This is a genomic window from Leifsonia sp. CL147 (assembly GCF_900114565.1).
GTDB lineage: Bacteria > Actinomycetota > Actinomycetes > Actinomycetales > Microbacteriaceae > Leifsonia.
On record NZ_FOTM01000011.1, the window covers coordinates 20,444 to 42,936 of the forward strand.

Annotated in this window: 14 protein-coding genes and 1 tRNA gene; 8 read left to right on the forward strand and 7 right to left on the reverse strand. The window is 70.8% G+C overall.

The window, feature by feature from the left end; genetic code table 11:
• Positions 1 to 8 precede the first annotated feature (8 nt).
• The 3 genes from BM287_RS10745 to BM287_RS10755 are packed head-to-tail and all read right to left on the reverse strand — an operon-like array spanning position 9 to position 3,290.
• Complete coding sequence (locus BM287_RS10745; protein ID WP_170857518.1) at positions 9 to 932, reverse strand: carbohydrate ABC transporter permease; 924 nt, start codon at positions 930 to 932, stop codon at positions 9 to 11.
• Positions 929 to 1,918, reverse strand: a complete 990-nt coding sequence (locus tag BM287_RS10750) for a carbohydrate ABC transporter permease (protein ID WP_090039304.1) — start codon at positions 1,916 to 1,918, stop codon at positions 929 to 931. The genes BM287_RS10745 and BM287_RS10750 overlap by 4 nt, the downstream gene beginning before the upstream one ends.
• A gap of 10 nt (positions 1,919 to 1,928) precedes the next feature.
• A complete protein-coding gene (locus BM287_RS10755) occupies positions 1,929 to 3,290 on the reverse strand; it encodes an ABC transporter substrate-binding protein (RefSeq protein WP_090039306.1) in 1,362 nt (453 codons plus the stop codon).
• A 133-nt stretch (positions 3,291 to 3,423) separates the two neighbouring features.
• Here BM287_RS10755 and BM287_RS10760 point away from each other — a divergent pair, with 133 nt between their 5' ends.
• From BM287_RS10760 to BM287_RS10775, 4 genes are all read left to right on the forward strand, one after another.
• A complete protein-coding gene (locus BM287_RS10760; RefSeq protein WP_090039308.1) occupies positions 3,424 to 4,599 on the forward strand; it encodes a LacI family DNA-binding transcriptional regulator in 1,176 nt (391 codons plus the stop codon).
• Entirely contained in the window at positions 4,596 to 6,011 is a 1,416-nt protein-coding gene (gene uxaC, locus BM287_RS10765) for a glucuronate isomerase (RefSeq protein ID WP_090039310.1), read from the forward strand. Before BM287_RS10760 ends, uxaC begins: the two co-directional genes overlap by 4 nt.
• A 200-nt stretch (positions 6,012 to 6,211) precedes the next feature.
• Positions 6,212 to 7,669: an NADP-dependent phosphogluconate dehydrogenase gene (gndA, locus tag BM287_RS10770; RefSeq protein WP_090039312.1), complete on the forward strand. Its 1,458-nt coding sequence runs from the start codon at positions 6,212 to 6,214 to the stop codon at positions 7,667 to 7,669.
• A gap of 117 nt (positions 7,670 to 7,786) precedes the next feature.
• Entirely contained in the window at positions 7,787 to 8,137 is a 351-nt protein-coding gene (locus BM287_RS10775; RefSeq protein ID WP_090039494.1) for a hypothetical protein, read from the forward strand.
• A gap of 723 nt (positions 8,138 to 8,860) precedes the next feature.
• On the opposite strand, the gene BM287_RS10780 is transcribed toward BM287_RS10775, so the two are convergent.
• The 3 genes from BM287_RS10780 to BM287_RS10790 all read right to left on the reverse strand — a co-directional run bounded on the left by BM287_RS10780 (position 8,861) and on the right by BM287_RS10790 (position 11,397).
• Complete coding sequence (locus BM287_RS10780; protein WP_090039314.1) at positions 8,861 to 9,838, reverse strand: ribose-phosphate diphosphokinase; 978 nt, start codon at positions 9,836 to 9,838, stop codon at positions 8,861 to 8,863.
• On the reverse strand, positions 9,839 to 11,296 hold the full coding sequence (gene glmU, locus BM287_RS10785; RefSeq protein WP_090039316.1) for a bifunctional UDP-N-acetylglucosamine diphosphorylase/glucosamine-1-phosphate N-acetyltransferase GlmU: 1,458 nt from the start codon (positions 11,294 to 11,296) through the stop codon (positions 9,839 to 9,841).
• 29 nt (positions 11,297 to 11,325) lie between these two features.
• Positions 11,326 to 11,397, reverse strand: a tRNA-Gln gene (locus BM287_RS10790).
• A gap of 67 nt (positions 11,398 to 11,464) precedes the next feature.
• On the opposite strand from BM287_RS10790, the gene BM287_RS10795 reads away from it, so the two are divergent.
• Together BM287_RS10795 and BM287_RS10800 are read left to right on the forward strand one after the other, a co-directional pair.
• Entirely contained in the window at positions 11,465 to 11,968 is a 504-nt protein-coding gene (locus tag BM287_RS10795; RefSeq protein ID WP_090039318.1) for a MarR family winged helix-turn-helix transcriptional regulator, read from the forward strand.
• A gap of 60 nt (positions 11,969 to 12,028) precedes the next feature.
• Complete coding sequence (locus tag BM287_RS10800) at positions 12,029 to 14,533, forward strand: glycosyltransferase (protein WP_090039320.1); 2,505 nt, start codon at positions 12,029 to 12,031, stop codon at positions 14,531 to 14,533.
• A 52-nt stretch (positions 14,534 to 14,585) separates the two neighbouring features.
• Here BM287_RS10800 and BM287_RS10805 read toward each other — a convergent pair whose 3' ends face one another.
• On the reverse strand, positions 14,586 to 16,205 hold the full coding sequence (locus tag BM287_RS10805) for an acyl-CoA dehydrogenase family protein (RefSeq protein WP_090039322.1): 1,620 nt from the start codon (positions 16,203 to 16,205) through the stop codon (positions 14,586 to 14,588).
• Positions 16,206 to 17,206: 1,001 nt separating this feature from the next.
• Between BM287_RS10805 and BM287_RS10815 the strand changes: the two genes are divergently transcribed.
• Positions 17,207 to 19,018, forward strand: a complete 1,812-nt coding sequence (locus tag BM287_RS10815; protein WP_090039326.1) for an ABC-F family ATP-binding cassette domain-containing protein — start codon at positions 17,207 to 17,209, stop codon at positions 19,016 to 19,018.
• 162 nt (positions 19,019 to 19,180) lie between these two features.
• On the forward strand, positions 19,181 to 22,081 hold the full coding sequence (locus BM287_RS10820; protein WP_090039327.1) for a helix-turn-helix transcriptional regulator: 2,901 nt from the start codon (positions 19,181 to 19,183) through the stop codon (positions 22,079 to 22,081).
• Positions 22,082 to 22,493: the final 412 nt, after the last annotated feature.

A 22,493-nucleotide genomic window follows, 5' to 3' on the forward strand; every position in this document is an offset into this window, starting at 1 on the left:
ACTCGACGTCATTTCACTCCTCCGCTGGTCAGGCCGCCCACCAGATACCGCTGGAAGACGAGGTACAGCACCACCACCGGCAGCGCACAGATGAGGGATGCGGCCATCATCTGCCCGTAGAGCGGGACGGCGCCTCCCTCCTGCGTCGCTCCGAACACCTGCAGGGCGACCGCCGCCGTCCGCGAGTCGGGGTTCGTGAGCACCGACGCGAAGAGCACGTCGTTCCAGCCCAGCAGGAACGCGAAGATCCCCGAGACGACGATCCCCGGCCACGACAGCGGCATGATGATCCGGGTGAGGATGCGCCACGAGGACGCGCCGTCGATGCGGGCCGCCTCCTCCAGCGCCTTCGGCAGCCCGCGCAGGTACGTCACCATCACCCAGGTCGAGAACGGCAGCGCGAACGTCAGGTAGGTGAGGAACACCGCCCAGCGCGTGCCGATGATCTGGATGCCGAGCAGGCTCGCCGTCGACGAGAACAGCACGAAGACGGGCAGCAGCATCAGCGTGCCGGGGATGGACTGCAGCCCGAGCAGCGCACGCAGGAAGGTCAGCCGGCCGCGGAACTCGTGCCGCACCAGCACGTACGCCGTGGCGAGCGCCACGAAGGCGCAGACGATCGCGACCGAGCCGGAGATGAGCACGCTGTTCGCGAGCCCCGTGCCGAGGTCGACCGTCGTCCAGACCTTCAGGTAGTTGTCCAGGTGCAGTTCGGCAGGGAAGAACGCGCCGCCCGCGACCGAGACATCCGAGTTCACCGACGCGAACAGCATGTAGAGCACCGGCCCGAGCACGATCACCAGCAGGACGGCGATCACCACGACCAGCAGCGGGCGCGGGAGCAGGCGGTGCACGTCGGAGCTGACCGGGCGGGTGCCGGAGGTCCGGGCGGCCGGGCGGCGCGTGGCGGTGCGCGAGGTCGTGGCGGTCATCGCTGCTCCTCCTCTCCGGAGTCGAGCTTCACGGCCCGCAGGTACACGAACAGCGGGATCGCGATGAGCACCAGCGAGCAGATCGCCATGGCGGCGCTCAGCCCGAACCGGAAGCTCTGGAAACTGGTGGTGTAGGTGAGCACCGGCAGCACATCCACATCCTGCGGCGCCGGGATGCCGAACAGCACGAACGGCAGAGTGAACGCGTTGATGTTGTGCAGGAACGCGATGATCAGCGCGAGCAGGATCGGCCCGCGCAGGTACGGCAGGACGACGTACCGCAGCTTGATCCACCAGGTCGCGCCGTCGATGGCGCACGCCTCGTGGACCTCAGGGTCGACGGACTGCAGGCCGGCGACGACCAGCAGGTAGAAGAACGGCCAGGACGTCCAGATCTGCACGATGATCAGCGTCCAGTAGCTGAGCGGCCCGTTCAGCCAGAGGCCGGGATTGACGCCCAGGCCGCCGAGCATCCCGTCCACCACGCCGCCCGGCTGCAGCATCGTGCGCCACAGCGTCCCGACGACGAAGGCCGGGAGCACGTACGGGATGAGGAACAGCGAGCGCACCAGCGCCCGGCCGCGGAAGCGGTTCTGGGTGGCCAGTGCCGCCGCGACCCCCACCGGCAGGGTGATGACCGAGGCGATCGCGGCGAACGAGACGCTGATCCCGATCGAGCGCAGCAGCGGGGACGAGGTGACCGCTTCCACGTAGTTGCCGAAGGCGATGAACGGCGCCTGCAGCCAGCTCTGCAGGGTGTACTGGTCGAGGTCGAGCGTCGACATGACGACCGCCACGACCAGGGGGACCAGGATGATGACGACCATGAGGATGCCGCCGGGCAGCAGCATCCAGAGCGGTCGGTTGCGGGTGTCCAGTCTCCGGCGCCGGGCGGGCCGGCCCGGGCGGCCCGAGGGCGCGTCCTGCGCCCCCGGTCCGCCCGCCGCTGCGGCGCCCCGCGGCGCAGCGAGAGTCGTCTCGGTCATCGCCAGCTCGTCACTTGGACTTGTTCAGTGCCGCTTGGGCGGCATCCTGAGCGGTCTTCAGCTTGGCCTCGAGGTCGGAGGCCGACACGCCTCCACTGGAGAGCCCGGGGATGGACTGCACCACCACGTTCACCAGGGCCAGCTGCGTGTCGCCCCAGGCGCCGGTGAACGGCGTTCCGTACGCCTTCGTCCCGGCGTCGAGGATCGGGGTGAGGAGCTGGTTGCCCTCTTCGATCTTCTTGGCCGCCGCCGCGTTGGTCGGGAGGTCGCCGAAGGTCTTGGTGTAGGCCACCTGGTTGTCCTCGCTGGTGAGCATGTTGATCAGCGCGAAGGCGAGGTCCTGGTTCTTCGAGTACTTGGCGACGACCATGTTGTCGCCGGAGATGATGGTGGCCGCTGCCTTGCCGTCGCTCGGGAGCTTGGTGGCGCCCGGCGGGACGGTCGGCATCACCGCATAGGCGTACTTGCCCGCCATCGGAGAGGCGTCCAGGCTCACCTGCGAGGACGAGGACACCATCGGCAGGAACGCGGCCTTGCCCTGCGCGAAGGCGGCGACGGCCTGCGCGTTCTTCCAGCCGATCGCGGCCGGGTCGACCACCTTGTCGGAGGTGAGCCAGCCGAAGTAGGTCTGGTAGGCCTTCTTCACGGCCGCGTCGTCGATGGTCGCCTTCTTGGACTTCGCATCCAGGATGGTGTTGCCCTGCTGCATCGCCATGGTCCAGATGAACTTCCACGGGTCGTACCCGTCGGCGTAGGCGATCGCCATGCCGTGGACACCGCCGGTGGTGAGCTTCTTCGCCTGCGCGAGCAGGCCATCCCAGGTGGTGGCGGGCTTGTCGATGCCCGCGGCCGCCAGCAGGTCCTTGTTGTATGCCATCACGAACGGCCGGCTGAGGAACGGGATGCCCACCTCGTCCTTCTGGTCCGGGCCCGAGATGCCGAGCGTCGCCGGGACGAACCGGTCGCGGCCGCCGAGCTTCTTCCAGTCGTCGTCCGTCAGCTTCACGAATGCGCCGGTGGAGTACGCGGTCGGGGTGAACGTCGTGCCCAGGTCGTAGATGTCCGGGCCCTGGCCGCTGAGCACCGAGGTCTGGATCTTGGTGAGCTCGTCGTTCGCCGAGGCGAAGGTCTCGAACTTGACCGTGGCTCCCGTCTTCTTCTGGAACTGCGCCGAGACGTCCTGGAACCATTTCTGCTGCTGGGTCGGATAGAGGGCGTTGGCGGCGATCATGACGTCGAGCGTCTTCCCCTTGCCGTCGACCGCTCCTCCGGAGCTCGTGCTGCTGCTGCTGCCTGCGCCGGAGCATCCGGTCAGGGCGAGGCCGAGGGCTGCCAGCCCCGCGACCGCACCGAGTGCGAGTCGTGATCTCATCGTGGCTCTCCTTCGAGTCGGGATGTGGCGTGCGCCCCACCTGTCCAGGGGAGGCTGGGGCCGACTCTAGAAGAGACGGCAAACCGGGTGCAAGCGATTGCCAAAAATTGCCATGCTGTGCTGTGATGGCCTCATGAGCTCCCTCAGCGGCGCCGCAGCGAAGCGGCCGGCGACCCTCGCGGATGTGGCAGCGGCCAGCGGGGTCGCCACCTCGACGGTGTCGCGTGCCCTCTCCGATCCCGGCCGGGTGAACGCTGCGACGCGTGCCCGCATCGAGAAGGCGGCGAGGGAGCTCGAGTACGTCCCCAACTCGCAGGCACGCGCGCTGACCAGCGGGCGCACCCGCGCCATCGCCGTGCTCGTCTCCGATGTGACCAACCCGTTCTACTTCGGCATCATCCGGGGCACGCAGCACCAGCTCAAGGCGGCCGGCTACACGCAGCTGCTCGTGGACACCGAGGAGTCCGACGAGCTCGAGGACGGGATGCTGCACAAGCTCCGCCGCTCGTTCGACGGCGCCATCCTGGCCGCGTCCCGGCTCACGGATCGCCGGCTGACGGCGCTCGCCCAGGAGATGCCGCTGGTCGCCATCAACCGGCAGACCCGGGGCGTCGCCAGCGTCTTCATCGACACGCCGAACGGCGTCGAGCAGGCCGTCGGGCACCTGGTGTCCCTCGGTCACCGGGACATCGCGTACGTCGCGGGACCGGAGACCTCCTGGTCGAACGAGCGGCGCTGGCGCGCCTTCCTCCGCGCCTCCGGCGAGCACGGCGTCTCCGCCCGGCGGATCGGCCCGTTCGCACCGCGCAAGTACGCGGGCGCCGCTGCCGCCGACGCGGTCCTCAACGCGGGAGTGACGGCGTGCGTCGCGTTCAACGACCTGCTGGCGATCGGGATGCTCGGGCGATTCCGGGAACGCGGAGTCCGCGTGCCGGAGGACGTCAGCATCGTCGGCTGCGACGACATCTTCGGCGCCGACTTCTGCAACCCGCCGCTGACCACCCTGACGGCGCCGATCGAGCAGGCGGGACGGACGGCCGTCAGTATCCTGCTCTCGCGGCTGGATGGGGGGCACGCGCCGCTCGTGCGCAGCGGCACGACGCTGCCGACCCACCTGACGGTCCGCGACTCCACGGGGCCGGCGCCGGCCGGGGGGCGGGCGGCCTCCCCGTTGCCGACGGCGGCCTCCCTGTTGCCGACGGCGGCCTCCCCGTTGCCGTCGGCGGCCTCCCCGACCTCGCCGTCCTCCCCGACCTCGCCGATCTCGCCGTCCTCCCCGGCCGACCGAACGGAGCCAGAAGCCCGATGACCGCGCTCGCGCCGCATCCCGACCGCCTCCTCCCCGCCGATCCCGGTGTGCGGGAGCTCGCCCGCCGGCTCTACTCGGCCGTCGCGACCGCGCCCATCCTGTCGCCCCACGGTCACGTGGATGCGCGCCTGCTGGCGGACGACGAGCCGTTCCCGGATCCGGCGGCGCTCCTCATCACGCCCGACCACTACGTCACCCGCATGCTGCACGCCGTCGGCGTCCCGCTGGACCAGCTCGGCGTGTCCCGCCACGGCGTCCCCTCCCCCGTCTCCGGGCGGGCCGTCTGGCGCACGCTCTGCGAGCACTGGGATGCGTTCCTCGGCACGCCCGTCCGGTTCTGGTTCGAGTCGGAGTTCAGCGAGGTGTTCGGGCTCGCCGAGCAGCCGTCCGCCCGGAATGCGGACGCCCTGTACGACCAGCTCGCCGAGACCCTCGCCCGCCCGGAGTTCCGCCCGCGCGCCCTGTTCGGGCGGTTCGGCATCGAGGTGCTCGCCACCACCGACGACCCCGCGGACGACCTGGAGGCGCACGCCCGGCTGGCCGCCGATCCGTCCTTCCGCGGACGTGTGCTCCCGACGTTCCGCGCCGACCGCTACATGCACCCCGACGAGCCGGGCTGGGCCGACCGCCTGGAACGGCTGGCGGCCCGCGCGGACGTCGACACCCGCTCGCACGCCGGCCTCCTCGAGGCGCTCCGGGCTCGCCGCCGGGCCTTCGCCGAAGCGGGCGGGACCGCGACGGACACCGGAGTGCGGGATGCCGGGAGCGAGCCCCTCGCGCCGGCCGAGGCCGAGCGCATCCACCGGGCCGCACTCTCCGGTTCGCTGACGGCGGCAGAGGCCGTCGCCTACCGGCGCGACCTGCTCTACCGGCTGGCCGAGATGTCCGCCTCCGACGGCCTCGTGATGCAGCTGCATCCCGGTGTGATCCGCAACCACCACCGGCCCACCTTCGACGCGTACGGGCCCGACACCGGCCACGACCTGCCGGCGGTCGGAGCGTTCACCGAACCGCTCACGCCCATCCTGCGCGATTTCGGCACGAACCCCGCCTTCCGGCTCGTGCTGTTCACCGTCGACGAGACCGTCTTCTCGCGCGAGATCGCTCCGCTCGCCGGCTTCTACCCCTCGGTGTACGCGGGCGCGCCGTGGTGGTTCCTCGACACTCCTTCGGCCATCCGGCGCTACCGCGAGGCCGTCACCGACAGCGCCGGCTTCACCAAGACCAGCGGCTTCATCGACGACACCCGCGCCTTCTGCTCCATCCCGGCCCGCCACGACATGTCCCGCCGGGTCGACGCCGGCTACCTGGCGAATCTCGTCGCGACGCACCAGCTGAGCGAGGAGGAAGCGCTCGCCGTGGCGAAGCGCTTCGTGGACGACATCCCGCGGGCGACGTTCCGGCTGGGATGATCGGCGCCCTCGCTGCCGCGGCAGGCCAGCGGGTGGTACGCCGGAGGCGCGATCGTTACGCCCGGGGACGGAGCAGCACCGGCGCCACGCTACGCTGGGAGGACTGCTCGATTCTTGCCACCAGCGGGAGAGCTGACCCCGGACCCTACCCGTCGCGGCGGACGGCCTCTGCCTGCCGCGGCCCCACGAAGGAGCATGACGTGTCACAGGAAGCAACCGCCAACATCGGAGTCGTCGGCTTGGCGGTGATGGGATCGAACCTGGCCCGCAACCTCGCCTCCCGCGAGGGCAACACCGTCGCCGTGTACAACCGCACCTACGCCCGCACCGAGGACCTGCTGAAGGAGCACCCGGAGGCCGGCTTCGTCGGCTCCGAGCAGATCGACGACTTCGTCGCCTCGCTGTCCAAGCCCCGCACCGCGATCATCATGGTGCAGGCCGGGAAGGGCACGGACGCCGTGATCGACCAGCTGGTCGAGCGGTTCGAGCCGGGTGACATCATCGTGGACGGCGGCAACGCCAACTTCCACGACACCATCGACCGGGAGAAGCGGATCGCGCCGACCGGCATCCACTTCGTCGGCGCCGGCATCTCCGGCGGCGAGGAGGGCGCCCTGAACGGCCCCTCGATCATGCCGGGCGGATCGGCGGAGTCGTACGAGACGCTCGGCCCGATCCTCGCGTCGATCGCCGCGGTCGCCGAGGGCGAGCCGTGCGTGACCCACGTCGGCACCGACGGCGCCGGCCACTTCGTCAAGATGATCCACAACGGCATCGAGTACGCCGACATGCAGCTGATCGCCGAAGCGTACGACCTGCTGCGCACGGTCGGCGGCCTGGAGCCTTCGCAGATCGCGGACGTCTTCGCCGAGTGGAACAACGGCTACCTCGAGTCGTACCTGATCGAGATCACCGCCGAGGTGCTGCGCCAGGTGGACGCCGAGACCGGCAAGCCGTTCATCGACATCGTCCTCGACCAGGCCGGCTCGAAGGGCACCGGCGTCTGGACCGTTCAGAACGCGCTCGATCTCGGCGTCCCCGTCGGAGGCATCGCCGAGGCCGTGTTCGCCCGGGCCGTGTCCTCGAAGCCCGCTCAGCGCGCCGCGGTGCAGGCGACCCTCCAGTCGCGTCCCGAGGTACAGAAGGCGTCCGATGTGGCCGCGTTCGCCGACGACGTGTCCAAGGCGCTCTACGCCTCCAAGGTCGTCGCCTACGCGCAGGGCTTCGACGCCATCATCGCCGGCGCCGAGAAGTACGGCTGGGACATCCACAAGGACGAGATCGCGAAGATCTGGCGCGGCGGCTGCATCATCCGCGCCCAGTTCCTGAACCGGATCGCCGACGCCTACGACGAGAACCCGGACATCTCGACGCTGCTCGAGGCCCCGTACTTCGCCGACGCCGTGCGCGAGGGCGAGGCGGCCTGGCGCCGCATCGTCGCCACGGCCGCGCTGTCCGGTGTCCCGGTCCCCGGATTCGGCGCCGCCCTGTCGTACTACGACTCGCTGGCCTCGACCCGCCTCCCGGCCGCGCTCGTGCAGGGCCAGCGCGACTTCTTCGGCGCCCACACCTACAAGCGCGTCGACAAGGACGGCGTCTTCCACACCCTCTGGTCGGGCGACCGCACCGAGATCGCGACCGAGGGCTCCTCGCACTAGCCCTCCCTCCCGTCCCCGCCGAGCCCCACCGTCGAGTACACAAAGACTGCACGCGAATCCGCTGATTCGCGTGCAGTTTTTGTGTACTCGACGGCGGGGGCGCGAGAGGATGGGGTGGTGACGTACGAGGACCATCCGGAACTCGCCGAGTACGAGCCGCTCGGAGAGCGACCGCTGCGCGGGCGGACGATGACGGTCGCCAGCCGGGTCTTCGTCGTCGTCGCGCTGGGCGCGCTGCTGCTGCCCGGCGTCCTGCTGACGATCAGCATCCAGACCCAGACGGCCGGCTACACCTGCTCCGTCTACACCCGGCAGTACCAGCCGGACGCCCTCGGCTCGTCGGCGCGGTTCGAGCTGGCGGGTCCGGTCGGACCGGGCTGGCAGTGCTACGCGCTGAACACGGAGGGCGACGCGACCTGGGTCGCCCCGCTCGGCCTCATCCCCTCGACGCCGCACCACCTCCCGTAGCCGCCCGCTCACGGCGCCTGCCGCCGCGGCCGCCGACCCACCGCCGCCGCCGACCCACCGCCGCCGCCGCCCACCGCCGCCGCCTCCGCCTTCGTCTCGTGCGCCTCCGTCTCGCGCGCCTCCCGCCTCCGCCGCCTTCGTCTCGTGCGCCTCCGTCTCGCGCGCCTCCCGCCGCCGCCACCTTCGTCTCGTGCGCCTCCGTCTCGCGCGCCTCTCGCCGCCGAGGTGCTCGACGTTGCAGTTCGACACGGCGTGTCGGGTGCAACGTCGAGCACTTCGGCGAACCGGGTCGCCACTCCGGGATCCGCGCAGGCAACGGAGGAGCTTTGACCGCCTCGGCCCACAGACGCTGAAAAGGGAGGACGTCCGGCCCTGTTTCGACCCGGGATGTCCTCCGGTTCGTCCGAATTGCCGGGCCGACCGGAGGAATCTCCTCCCTTTTCCACGCACGGGGAGCTGGGAAAGGGAGGCGGAGGCGGCCTGCGAGATGTGGGAAAGGGAGGCGGCCGGCAAGCCTGTCAGATACAGAAAAGGGAGGCGGATGCGGCAGGCGAGATACGGGAAAGGGAGGCGGAGGCGGATGCGGCCGGCGAGATGTGGGAAAGGGAGGCGGATGCGGCCGGCGCGCCGGCGAGACGCAGGAAAGGGAGGACATCTGGGCCGGCTGCGGCCGGATGTCCTCCCTTTTCGCGCGGAGGGAGGGAGGTGAGGGAGGGAGCGCGCCTACGCGGCGCCGTCGAACATGGAGGTCACCGAGCCGTCGGTGAAGACCTCGCGGATCGCGTTCGCCAGGAGCGGCGCGATCGGCAGCACCGTCAGCTTGTCCCAGCGCTTGTGCTCGGGAAGCGGGAGGGTGTCCGTCACCACGACGGAGTCGATGACGTCGCTCTGCAGCAGCTCCACCGCCGGGTCGCTGAACACGGCGTGGGTCGCGGCGACGACGACGCCCGTGGCGCCGTTCGCCTTGAGCGCCTCTGCGGCCTTCACGATGGTCCGTCCGGTGTCGATCAGGTCGTCGACCAGGAGGCAGACGCGGCCGTTCACGTCTCCGACGATCTCGTGCACCGACACCTGGTTGGGGACGAGCGGGTCGCGGCGCTTGTGGATGATCGCGAGCGGGACTCCGAGCTTGTCGCTCCAGATGTCGGCGACGCGGACGCGGCCCATGTCGGGCGAGACGACGGTCAGCGTCGCCGGGTCGAGCTCGCGGCGCATGTGCTCGAGGAGAACCGGCATGGCGAACAGGTGGTCGACCGGTCCGTCGAAGAAGCCCTGGATCTGCGCGGCGTGCAGGTCGACCGACATGATCCGGTCGGCCCCGGCCGCCTTGAACAGGTCGGCGACGAGGCGGGCCGAGATCGGCTCGCGGCCGCGGCCCTTCTTGTCCTGACGCGCGTACGGGTAGAACGGGGCCACGACGGTGATGCGCTTCGCCGAGGCGCGCTTGAGCGCATCCACCATGATGAGCTGCTCCATGAGCCACTCGTTGATGGGCGACGTGTGCGACTGGATGACGAACGCATCCGACCCGCGGACGCTCTCGTCGAAACGCGCGTAGATCTCGCCGTTGGCGAAGGTCCGTGCGTCGGTGGGGATCAGCTCGCTTCCGAGGCTTTCTGCGATCTCATGCGCGAGCTGGGGATGCGCGCGGCCGGAGATGAGGACGAGTCGCTTCTGGCCGGTCGTGGTGATCCCTGACACTTACTCTCCACTCTTCTCGGCCGCACTGCCGTCCGGAGCGCTGCTCTCTCGTGCAGCCCTGTCGGCGTCCGTGCCCGGTCGCTTCTGGGCGACCCAGCCTTCGATGTTGCGCTGCGGGGCGACCGTGATGGCGAGGGCACCGGCCGGGACGTCCTTGCGGACGACCGTGCCTGCTCCCGTGTACGCTCCGTCCCCCATCCTAACGGGCGCGACCAGCACGGTGTTCGTGCTGATGCGGACGTTGGAGCCGATCACCGTGCGGTGCTTGTTCACCCCGTCGTAGTTGGCCGTGATGACGCCTGCGCCGAGGTTGCCCTTCTCGCCCACCTCGGCGTCGCCGACGTAGTTGAAGTGCGCGAGCTTGGTGCCCTCGCCGATGACGGCGTTCTTGGTCTCGACGAAGGTGCCGATCTTCCCGTGAGCGCCGAGGACGGTGCCGGGACGGAGGTACGCGAACGGTCCGACCGTCGCGCCCGCGCCGATGACCGCGAGGGTCGCATCCGTCCGGGTCACCGTGGCGCCCTCGCCGACCTCCGTGTCGGTCAGCGTGGTGTCGGGCCCGACCGTGGCGCCCGTCTCCACGACGGTCGCCCCGCGGAGCTGCGTGCCGGGGAGGATGGTGACGTCGGGTGCGAGCTTCGCCTTGACGTCGATCCAGGTCGTCGCCGGGTCCTGCACGGTCACGCCGGCGAGCTGCCAGGTGCGGACCAGGAGCGCGTTGAGCTTCGCCGCGGCGTCGCTCAGCTGCGCCCGGTCGTTGATGCCCTCGACCAGCCACGACTCGGCGACGGGGAGCGCATCCACGTCGAATCCGGCCTCGCGGAGCAGCCCGATGACGTCGGTCAGGTACTTCTCGCCCTGCGCGTTGTCGGTGGAGACCAGCGCGAGCTTGTCGCGGAGCGCGGCCAGCCCGAAGAGGTAGATGCCGGCGTTGATCTCGCCGATCCCGCGCTCGGCGTCGGTCGCATCCTTGTGCTCCACGATCCGGTCGAGGTGGCCCTCCGGTGTGCGGACGATCCGGCCGTACCCGCTGGCGTCGGCCGGGAACGACGACAGGATGGTGGCAGCGGCCTCGCCCGAACGGTGCCGGCCGATCAGCTCGCGCAGCGTCCCGGCGTCGAGCAGCGGGACGTCGCCGTTCACCACGAGCACATCGCCCGAGAAGCCCTCGGGAAGCGCCTCGACCGCCAGCTCGACGGCGCGACCGGTGCCCGGGACCTCGTCCTGGTCGACGATCACCGCCTCGGGGAGGTCTTCCGCGATCACCTCGGCGAGCCGGTCGCGCTCGTGCCGGACGACCGCGACCACGTGGGCCGCATCCAGCTCGCGGGCGGTCGCCAGCACGTGGGAGACGATCGGGATGCCGCCGAGCGGATGCAGCAGCTTCGGCGTGGCGGACTTCATCCGCGTGCCCTGCCCCGCCGCGAGGACGACGATGGCGAGATTCTGGTCGGTCATGTCCCTCCAGGGGATCGGACTGTCGGACGCTCCGCCTCCAGGACTCGAACCTGGACCTAACAGCTCCAAAGGCTGTCGTGCTGCCATTACACCAAGGCGGAACGCGCTTTTCGCGCACCTGACAGTCTGCCAGACCCATCCCGGGTGCCACCCCAATAGCATGGGGGGATGGCCGACGCACGCGATGAGGTTGACCGCATCGTGGATGCGTGGCTGCGGGAGCGCCCGGACCTCGACTTCGCGCCCCTGCAGGTGCTCTCGCGGGTGGACCGCCTCTCCCGTCACCTCGATCGCGCCCGCCGCGGAGCCTTCGAGCGCTCGGACCTCGAATCGTGGGAGTTCGACGTGCTCGCCGCTCTGCGCCGCGCCGGCGCGCCCTACCAGCTGAGCCCGAAGTCGCTCCTGCAGCAGACCCTCGTCTCCTCCGGAACGATGACGAACCGGATCGACCGCCTCGTCGCCCGCGGCCTGGTCGAGCGCCGCACCGACCCCAATGACGGCCGCGGCATCCTGGTGCAGATGACCGCGCAGGGCCTCACCCGGGTGGATGCGGCGATCACCCGGCTCGTGGATGCGGAGGCCGAGCTCCTCGAGGGCCTCTCGTCCGGCGACGCGGAGCGCCTGGCGGGTCTGCTGCGCAAGCTCAGCCTCGGCTTCGACACGGAGAGCTGAGCCGCGCGGCACGGTCCGCTCCCAGCACTCTGTTATCCCCCTCTCATAAACTGAGGGGCGATGAGACTCTCCCGACTGAAGCGACTCCCTTCTCGGGTCAAGCGCGCGGCACGCTTCGAGATCCACGCGCACTGGCGGCGCCGGCCCATCGTGCAGGGGGCCGTGTTCTACGAGTCCTTCTCGGGCAACGGGATGCTCGACAACCCGGAGGCGCTCTTCCGCGAGGTGCTCGCCTCCCCCGACCTCGGTCACCTCACCCACATCTGGGCGCTGTCCGACCTCCGCCTGTACCGTGCCACGGTCGAGGAGTTCGCCGGCGACCCGCGCGTCAGCTTCGTCCGCTACGGTTCGTCCGCCTACTACCGGGCGCTCGCCACCAGCCAGTACCTGGTCAACAACGCGACCTTCCCGCCCGACTTCTCCAAGCGCCCCGGGCAGGTCTACCTGAACACCTGGCACGGAACGCCGCTGAAGCGCATGGGCTACGACATCGAGGATGGTGCGCTCGGCACCGCGAACATCCTCCGCAACTTCGTCCAGGCCGACTACCTCCTCTCGGCGAACCCGTTCATGTCCGAGCAGATGTACGAGACCGGCTACAAGCTGTCCGGCGTCTACCGCGGCACGCTGGTCGAGGAGGGCTACCCGCGCATCGACCGGCAGTTCCTCGACGACGCCGGCCGCGAAGCGGTGCGCCGGCGGCTCAGCTCCGCGGGCATCCCGCTCGGCGACCGGAAGGTCATCCTGTACGCGCCCACCTGGAAGGGCGACACCTTCGGGCGCCCGGACGACGACGTGGATGCGCTGCTCGCCCACATCGCCCAGATCGAAGAGCGCATCGACACCAGCCGCTACGCGGTGCTGCTCAAGACCCACCAGACCGTGCACGCGCTCGCCGCGCACCGGCCGGAGCTGAAGCGGTTGCTCGTGCCCAACGAGATCCCGAGCAATCTCGTGCTCGGCGCCACCGACATCCTGATCTCGGACTACTCGAGCATCTTCTTCGACTTCCTGCAGACCGGCAGGCCCATCGTCTTCTTCACGCCCGACCTCGCCGACTACGCGGGGACGCGCGGGCTCTACTTCGAGCCGGAGGAGTGGCCGGGTCCGGTCCTGCCGTCCGCGCGCGAGGTCGGCGACACGCTGCACGCGATCGCGGAGGACGGGGACCGGATCCCCGCCGAGTCGCGCGAACGCTACCTCGGCCTGCAGCGGCGCTTCACGCCGTACGAGGACGGCGCCGCCTCCCGCCGCGTCGTCGACATCGTCTTCCGCGGCGTGCGCGACGGCTACCGGCTCCGGACGGACCTCGCCGACGACGGCCGGGAGAAGATCCTGCTGTACCTCGGGGGGATGCGCCCGAACGGCATCACGACCTCCGCCCTCAACCTCCTCAACAACCTCGACCACGAGCGCTACGACGTCTCGGCGCTCTTCGCCCAGAGCCGGTCGCAGGTCGTCATCGGGAAGCAGCGGCAGATCCATCCCGCCGTCCGTCAGTTCCCTCGCGTCGGCGGGATGAACGGCGCCAAGCTGCTGCACCTCGGGCGGCACCTCGACTTCCGCCGCGGGCGGATCGCTCTGCACGCCGAATCCCCCGCGCAGAACCGGCTGTGGGAGGACGAGTGGTACCGCTGCTTCGGCGAGAGCCGCTTCGACTACGTGGTCGACTTCTCCGGCTACGGGCCGTTCTGGGCGGCGCTGCTCCTCCACTCCCCCGACGCTCAGCGCGCGATCTGGCTGCACAACGACCTGGCGTCCGACGCGCACCGCGAGGTCAACGGGCAGAAGCGGATGCTGCACAGCCTGACGCAGATCTTCACCCTGTACGGGCAGTACGACCACCTCGTGTCCGTCTCACCGACGCTGTCGGAGATCAACCGGGCGGCGCTGGCCGCGTACGCAGCGCCCTCGAAGTTCGTGTCGGCGCTGAACACGGTGGACGCCGAGCACATCCTGGAGAACTCCACGGCCGATCTGCATGAGCTCACCTTCGACGAGGAGCTCGGCAGCATCCCGGACTGGGCGGAGCTCCTGCTCGCCGATGACGACGTGACCACGTTCGTCACCGTGGGGCGGCTGTCGCCGGAGAAGAACCAGGCGCGCCTCATCCGGGCGTTCTCGGAAGTGCATGCGGCGAATCCGCGGACGCGGCTGGTCGTCGTCGGATCTGGTCCGCTCGCCGGCGCACTGGAGTCGCTGGTCGCCGAGCTGGGACTGACCGGCTCGGTCTTCCTGACCGGGATGCAGCGCAACCCGTACGCGATCATGGCCAAGGCCGACTGCTTCGTGCTCTCCAGCGACTACGAAGGGCAGCCGATGGTGCTGCTGGAGGCGCTCGTGCTGCAGCTGCCGATCGTCACCGTCGAGTTCGCCTCCGCGAAGAACGCGCTGCCCGCCGGAACCGGGATGGTCGTCCCGCAGACGGTCGAGGGCGTGGCCGCCGGGATGCGTGCATTCCTGCGCGGCGAGGTCCCGGACAGCCACTTCGACTACCACGCGTACAACCGGAAGGCCGTGGCCGAGTTCTCCCGCGCGATCGGCGCCGTCCCGGTCGACGCCTGACGCGGTCGCGGTCCTCCTCTGGAGTCGAGCGCGCGTCGGCGGCGTGGCCGGGTCAGGCGCGGGCGGCGAGGGCTGCGACGGCGAGCCCGGAGGGCAGCTCCCCGTACACGGAGCCCCGTTCGGGACCGAGGCGAGCGGCGACGAACGCGTCGGCGACCGGCTCCGAGGCGTGGCGGATCAGCAGCGACGCCTGCAGGGCCAGCGCGAGGGAGGCGACCAGCGGGCGGATGGATGCTTCGGCCGCGTCCTCGGACGCCGAGACCGCGGCCACGCGCGCCCGCAGGCGATCGTGATGCCCGTCGAAGGTCCGGTACACGCCGCGCGCGGCGGCCAGCTCCGCGTCGAACGCCTCCCAGGCCCCCGGCTCGCGCCGGAGCGCGCGCAGCACATCCAGGGCGATGACGTTGCCGGAGCCCTCCCAGATCGCCATCACCGGCTGCTCCCGATAGCGCCGGGCCAGCGGGAACGCCTCGGTGTAGCCGTTCCCGCCGAGGCACTCCAGGGCCTCGGCGGCGTGCCCTGGCCCTCGCTTGCAGACCCAGTACTTCGTCACCGCCGTCGCGAGCCGGCGGAACGCCACATCGGCTGCCGGCGCGTCCTCGTCGTGCGCCCGTGCCAGCCGCAGGGCCACCTCCGTCGCCGATTCCGACTCGAGCGAGAGGTCCGCCAGCACGGCCGTCATTGCGGGCTGATCGATCAGGCGGGAACCGAAGGCCGACCGGTGCCGGACGTGCCAGGCGGCCTCCGCGACGGCCTGCCGCATCCCCGCCGCGCTCCCGTAGACGCAGTCGAGGCGCGTGCGGTTCACCATCTCGAGGATGGTCCGCACGCCCCGCCCCTCCTCCCCCAGCAGGTAGCCGACCGTCTCGTCGAATTCGACCTCGCCGGACGCGTTGGAGCGGTTGCCGAGCTTGTCCTTCAGCCGCTGGAGCAGGAACACGTTGCGCTCGCCGTCCTCCAGCACCCGCGGCACGAGGAAGCAGGAGAGCCCGCCGGCCGTCTGTGCGAGGACCAGGAAGGCGTCCGACATCGGCGCCGAGCAGAACCACTTGTGCCCGGTGAGGAGCCAGCGGCCCTCCCCGTCGGCGAGCGCGCGGGTGGTGTTGGCGCGCACATCGGACCCGCCCTGCTTCTCGGTCATGGCCATGCCGAACAGCGCGGAGGTCTTGCCGGCGATGAGGCGGCCGTCGTATTCGCGACTGAGGAGGCGCGGCATCCACTCGGCGGCGAGCGCATCGGCCGCGGCGAGCGCCGGGACCGCCGCCTGCGTCATCGACACCGGGCAGGCGTGCCCGGGCTCGACCTGCGCGAACAGCATGAAGGTCGCAGCGCGCGCGACATTCGCGCCGGGCCGCGGCTCCGCCCAGGCGGAGGTGTGCGCGCCGGCCGCGACCGCCGCCGCGAGGACGCGGTGATACCCGTCGTCGTACTCCACCTCGTCGATCCGGTTGCCCCACCGGTCGAACGCGCGCAGCTGCGGCTCGTGGAGGTTCGCGAGCTCCGCATCCCGCTGGAACCCCGCCGACCCCACCAGCCGCCCGACCTCATCCAGCGAGGCCGCGGCCCAGCCGGCGTCGTACCGTTCCACGCCCTCGCGCAGCGGAAGGTTCGCGGCGAACTCATCCACGTCCACACGCGGAGGGGCCTGGTTCACGACGGTGTGAGTGACCATGGCGGGAGTCTACGTCGGCCGCCGCCTCAGCGCGGCCGCGGTTCCCGATTCGTCACGAATGTCGCCTTCTCGCGCCGCTCATGCGACATTCGTCACGAATGACCTTCATCGCATCCATGGGTCGCAACACGCCGTCAGCTGTCGCGCGAGGCGGCGTGTTCCGCCCCATCGATGGGATGTGCAGCTCGCGAAGTGCCGACGTAGGTCGAGAGTCACCGTGGTTGCTCCTCCACGAGCTGGAAAGCTGACCGGGTGCCGCCTCTGCGGGTCCACGGAACGTATGCGGTCCGGCGAACAACCGCAAATGTTCCAAACAGCAGCAAACACCTCCCGGCCGGTCAACCGACAGATCGCTGACTCAGCAGGACCTGCTGGCGAAGCGCCGACTCGCAGTCCGCGATGATCGCCTTCAGCCGAAATCTAAGCCAACTGAGCTCTCCTGATTTCCTGACCATCACAATGCGCTTCCTGAACTTCACCTCATCGACTGCGTCGAACGTGCATTTCCACGGAGGCGTTCCAGGGAAGTGCACCCAGAGCGCCGACGGCCCATACCCCATGGTGAACGCGTCACCCCGATTGGCATCCTTGGACTCGAGGCGAAGCCTCATTGCAAATACCTGAATCGGCGTAGCGACGACGAACCATGACGAACGCCAGCATGAGCCATGCCCAACACTGCCGCGACAAGTACGCCGGAGAGCACCATCCAGAGCCCAAAGGCCGTGGCGACAACCAATCCAAGTATGGCAAGACGAACACCGGGCAGAATCCGCAGATCGGCGAACACGATGGCGGAGGTCTTGCGCCAAAGGCCCAAAGGCCCAAAGGCCAAAGGCCAAAGGCCCTCGCATTTTAGGAAGCCGTGAAGCTCTAGCCTTGGAGGGGCGCTGATTCACAGACGCCTATCACCGACTGGCGCCCACGCCAGCGGCCGGGTACCGCCCACCCTCCGCGACCGCGTCTGCCGCACGGCCCGCCCCGGTAGGCTGGAGACCCTCATGGCTCACCTTCTCGGCGCGGAATCGCTCCACCTGGAGTACCCGACGCGCACCGTCTTCGACTCCGTCACGCTCGGCATCGCGGAGGGCGACCGGATCGGCGTGGTGGGCCGCAACGGGGACGGCAAGTCGACCCTGCTCCAGCTGCTCGCCGGGCGCGTGGAGCCGGACGACGGGCGGGTCACCCGGCGGCGCGGTGTGACGGTCGGGATGCTGGATCAGCGGGACGAACTGCCCTCGACCGTCACGGTCGGGCATTCCATCGTCGGGGACCGCGACGAGCACCTCTGGGCGGGCGACCCCCGCGTCCGCGACGTTCTCGCCGGGCTGGTGTCGGACATCCGCTGGGATGCGACGATCGCCGAGCTCTCCGGCGGACAGCGCCGCCGCGTGGCGCTCGCGGCGCTGCTGGTCCACGACCACGACATCGTGTTCCTGGACGAGCCGACGAACCATCTCGACCTGGAGGGTGTCGCCTGGCTGGCGCAGCACCTGAAGTCCCGCTGGGCCGCCACCTCCGGGGCGCTCGTGGTGGTGACGCACGACCGCTGGTTCCTCGACGAGGTCTCGACGACCACGTGGGAGGTGCACGACGGCATCGTCGAGCCGTTCGAGGGCGGCTACGCCGCCTACGTGCTGCAGCGCGTGGAGCGCGACCGGATGTCGTCGGTCGCCGAGACGAAGCGGCAGAACCTCATGCGCAAGGAGCTCGCCTGGCTCCGCCGGGGCGCGCCGGCGCGGACCTCGAAGCCGAAGTTCCGGATGGATGCCGCGGCCACCCTGATCGCCGACGAACCGCCGATCCGCGACTCCGTCGAGCTGACGACCCTGGCCACCGCACGCCTGGGCAAGGACGTGGTCGACCTCATCGACGTCTCCGTGTCGTATCCGCCCAAGACCGTGCTGCGCGACGTCGAGTGGCGGATCGCACCGGGCGAGCGCACCGGCATCCTCGGCGTCAACGGCGCGGGCAAGTCCACTCTGCTCGGCCTCGTCGCCGGGACGGTCCGCGCCGACTCGGGCACCGTGAAGCGCGGCAAGACCGTCCGGATCGCCACCCTCACCCAGCAGCTGTCCGAGCTGGACGAGGTGCAGGACCAGCGCGTCAGCGCGGTCGTCGCCGGCAAGCGGACGACGTACCTCGCGGGCGGCAAGGAGGTGACGCCCGGTCAGCTGCTGGAGCGCCTCGGCTTCTCCAACGCCCAGCTCGCCACCCCGGTGAAGGACCTCTCGGGCGGTCAGAAGCGTCGCCTCCAGCTGCTCCTCATCCTGCTCGACGAGCCCAACGTGCTGATCCTGGACGAGCCGACCAACGACCTGGACACCGACATGCTCGCCGCGATGGAGGACCTGCTCGACTCGTGGCCGGGGACATTGCTGGTCGTCTCCCACGACCGCTACCTCCTCGAGCGCGTCACCGATCAGCAGTACGCGATCCTGGATGGGCGGCTGCGGCACCTGCCGGGCGGAGTGGACGAGTACCTCCGGCTGCGGCGGGCGCAGGAGGCGAACGGCTCGGAACGCGCGGAGGCGTCCACGGCATCCATGCCGTCCACCGCATCCATGCCGTCGCCCGGCCCGGCCCTCACCGGCGCCGCCTTGCGCGCCGCCGAGAAGGAGCTGTCGGCGCTCGACCGCCGCCTGGGCAAGGTCAGCGACCAGGTCGCCGCCAAGCACGAGGAGCTGGCCCGCCACGACCAGAGCGACTACGTGGGCCTCGGCCGGCTCACCGAGGAGCTCCGCGCGCTGGAGGGCGAGGTCGCCGACCTCGAGACGCGCTGGCTGGAGCTCTCGGAACAGCTCGAGGCCTGAGCCCGGCCCCCAGCGGCGCGCCGCCGCATCCTCCGCATCCCCTCCGCACCCCCGGCGCACCCCCGGAGTGGGGAACCCACCCGGGACCTCGGTGTGGGATGATCCTGAGATCGGTCGCGCATCCGCCCCGAGGCGGCGACCGACAGGAACGGGGAGCCGAACGTGACGGACGACAGCCCGGCCGGAGACGCCCGGCCGTTGTTCGGCCGCGATCGCGCGCGCGAGACGATACTGCTCGTCGCTCACCGTGCCCGCGACCGCGGCGGGGCCGTGCTCGTCACGGGTGAGGCAGGCCTCGGCAAGACAACGCTGCTCGCGGACGTCGCCGAGCGCCTGGACGGATGGACGGTGCTGCGCGTCCACGCCGACTCGTTCGAGTCCGACCTGGCCTACGCGACCGTGGAGACCCTCGTGCGCGGGCTGAACGCGCTGACCCGGCCGGGCGGGGCGCGCACCCCGGGCGGGGCGCGCACCCCGGGCGGTGCGCGCACCCCCGGCGGAGCGCGGGCCGCCGGCGGGGCCCGGGCGAGCAGGTCGCGCGGCGACCTCCGGACCCCGTCCTCCGGGGACGATCCCCTCACGGTCGGCCGCCTCCTCCTGGACGCCATCGATGCGATCGACGGGCCGGTGTGCCTCATCGTCGACGACGCGCAGTGGGCGGATGAGCCGTCCGTGCGGGCGCTGCGCTTCCTCGTGCGCCGCCTCGTGGATCAGAGCTTCCTCTTCCTGGCGGCGACCCGGCCGCAGCAGAACAGCGTCGTCGCGCTGTTCGACGACATCGCCTCCACCACCGGGAACCGCGCGCGAATCGATCTCACCCCGCTGGCCGTCGCCGACACCCAGGAGCTCGCCCACCACCTGCTCGGCCATCCCGTCTCGCGGCGCACCGCGACGCGGCTCACCGAGGCGACGCAGGGGTCGCCGCTGCTGCTGAGCGTGCTGCTCGGTCAGCTGCGGGACACGTTCGCGCAGGCCGTGCATCCAGCGGGATGGGACCTGCCTGCCACCGCGATCGCCCCGCTCGCCACGGCGGTCTCCGCGTCGCTGGAGGGCGCGGATCCCTCGGTGCGCGCTGCGGCCGAGCTGGTGGCCGTGCTGCGCGATCCGCTGCCGCTTCCCGTCGTCGGGACGATCGCCGACCGGCTGGGCGTCGAGGTGGATGTGTCCGCGGCGGTCGCACGCGGCCTCGTCCTCGCCGAGACGCGCGACGGCGTCGTGAACGTGGAGCCGGCGCACGCCATCCTCGCCGACACGCTCGCCGGTGAGCTGACGCTCGCGCGCAGGGTCGCCATCCACCGGGTCGCGGCCGAGGTGCTGTCCGGGCACCGCGCCCTGCGGCACCGTGTGGAGGCGGCCGACCGCACCGACCCGACCCTCGTCGGCGAGCTGCTCGCGGCTGCGCTCGCGGTGTCGGACCTCGGACGGGGCGAGCAGGCGCTCAGCTATGCGCGCTCGGCCGTCGAACTCGCCGACGGGACGAACGCCGGGCGAGCGCTGCTGGAGCTCGGACTCATCGCGATGCGGTTCCGGATGCACGAGCGCATCCTGGACCTGCGGCCGGCCTTCGAGGCGACCCCGCCCTCCCCCACGCGCGATGCCGTTCTGCTGGAGCTGCGCACGCTCTCCCGCGACGTTCCCGGGGCGCTGGCGCTCGCGCTCGAGTTCGAGCGGCGCCCGGCGACGACGCCCGACGAGCGCGCGCTGCGGGCACACGCGGCCGAGGCGCTGCCCAAGGTGCTCATGGCGAGCGGCGACTTCGCCGGAGTGCTCGACCACCTGGATGCGGGCCGCCGGCACATCGCGGAGAGCCCGGACCCGGCAGAGGTCGCCGACCCGCCGCTGCGCTGGCTGGCGGCACCCCAGGACGACCTCACCCGGTTGCTGGGATGGGCGATCAACTCGGCCGCGCACGCCGGGCGTCCCGATCTCTTCGGTCCGCTGACGATCGAGCTGGACGAGCTGCTCGCCGGGCACGAGTCGCCCGCCGCGGTGGACGCCCTCGTCAGCCGCTCGCGGGTGTTCATCCTGAGCGGCGACATCCAGCGGGCACGCGGGGACCTGGCGCGCGCCGCCGAGCTGGTGCGACGCTTCCCGGCCAGCTGGACGGCGGGATTCGCGCGCACGATGTACGCGCACATCCTGTTCCTGACGGGCGAATGGGAGGAGTCGGTCACCCTCGCCGACACCGCGGTCGCTCTCGCGCTCGACGAGACGGACCTGTCGTGCTGGCCGATCGCGCTCGGGGTGTCCGCGCTCGTGCGCGCGGGACGCGGAGAGGCCGACGCCGTGGAGGAGCGGCTGCGCGCCGCCGCGCAGGCGGACCCGCGCATCACAGGCTCCTACGACGGCGACCTGCCGTACCTGGCGCGTGCGGAGCTGGGTCGTGCCCTGGGCCGGCCCGAGGACCAGCTGGCGGCGACGGAGGAGGCGGAGGCGGCGGCGTCCCGCGGTTCGACGCTCGGCTGGCTGACCTACCGGGTGGATGCGCTCGCGGCGCTCGGCCAGGCGCAGGATGCACGCGCCGCCTACGAGCGGTGCGCTGCGCCCGGACTGTGGCGACCCTCCTACGGCTCGCTGCTCTGGCTCGAGGGACGGGTGCTCGAGGCGGAAGGGCGCCTGGGCGAGGCCCTCGGGGCCTATCGGGCCGCGGCCGGGGAGCCGGAGGCGGAGCTGTTCCCCTTCCCGCAGGCCGTCGCCGCGCTCGACGCGGGGCGGCTGGCCGTCGCCGCAGGGGCGACGGGGCACGGACGGGAACTTCTGGAGGCTGCAGCGACCACCTTCCGCCGGCTCGGGGCGTCCGGTTACCTGGCGCGCTGCATCCACCTGCTCGAGGAGACGCCGACCCCGGCGACCGCCGTCGATCCGCTCGCGACACTGACGACCCGGGAACGCCAGGTCGCGCACGCGCTCGCAGCCGGGATGACGAACAAGGAGATCGCCGAGCGCCTGTACGTGTCGGTGACGACCGTGAACTTCCACGTGCGCAACATCCTGTCGAAGCTCGGGCTGCGGTCGCGGCGCGACCTGCGGACGCTGTCGCGGAGGCGACCCGTCAAGTCTTGACGGTTTCCGCCTCCGGACAGGGCGCGCCGGGCGGTCGCTCGCTAGGTTGGAAGCACCTGGGATGCCCGGCCCGGCGCGTGGATACGCTTCCCCTCATCGACGAATCGTCTCAACCCGACGCGTGTCGTCGCCGGGCATCCTCGGGCAGTTCCGAGCGCGTCGCGTGCCCTGCGCCGCGTGCGCCAGGACATTCGTCACGAATGTCCCCTCCCAGCCAGCCCAACGCAACATTCGTCACGAATGTCCCCTCCCACCCAGCGCAACGCAACATTCGTCACGAATGTCCCCTCCCAGCCAGCCCAACGCAACATTCGTCACGAATGTCGCCTCCCACCCAGCGCAACGCAACATTCGTCACGAAATCATGCGTGGGCGCCGCGGCGCGTAGGGCGACATTCGTCACGAATGTTGC

What these genes read in the sequence shown, in the direction of transcription:
- BM287_RS10745 (WP_170857518.1), bottom strand. Translation starts at nt 932, where the DNA reads ATGACCGCCACGACCTCGCGCACCGCCACGCGCCGCCCGGCCGCCCGG.
- BM287_RS10750 (WP_090039304.1), bottom strand. Translation starts at nt 1,918, where the DNA reads ATGACCGAGACGACTCTCGCTGCGCCGCGGGGCGCCGCAGCGGCGGGC.
- BM287_RS10755 (WP_090039306.1), bottom strand. Translation starts at nt 3,290, where the DNA reads ATGAGATCACGACTCGCACTCGGTGCGGTCGCGGGGCTGGCAGCCCTC.
- BM287_RS10760 (WP_090039308.1), top strand. Translation starts at nt 3,424, where the DNA reads ATGAGCTCCCTCAGCGGCGCCGCAGCGAAGCGGCCGGCGACCCTCGCG.
- uxaC (WP_090039310.1), top strand. Translation starts at nt 4,596, where the DNA reads ATGACCGCGCTCGCGCCGCATCCCGACCGCCTCCTCCCCGCCGATCCC.
- glmU (WP_090039316.1), bottom strand. Translation starts at nt 11,296, where the DNA reads ATGACCGACCAGAATCTCGCCATCGTCGTCCTCGCGGCGGGGCAGGGC.
- BM287_RS10795 (WP_090039318.1), top strand. Translation starts at nt 11,465, where the DNA reads ATGGCCGACGCACGCGATGAGGTTGACCGCATCGTGGATGCGTGGCTG.
- BM287_RS10800 (WP_090039320.1), top strand. Translation starts at nt 12,029, where the DNA reads ATGAGACTCTCCCGACTGAAGCGACTCCCTTCTCGGGTCAAGCGCGCG.
- BM287_RS10805 (WP_090039322.1), bottom strand. Translation starts at nt 16,205, where the DNA reads ATGGTCACTCACACCGTCGTGAACCAGGCCCCTCCGCGTGTGGACGTG.
- BM287_RS10815 (WP_090039326.1), top strand. Translation starts at nt 17,207, where the DNA reads ATGGCTCACCTTCTCGGCGCGGAATCGCTCCACCTGGAGTACCCGACG.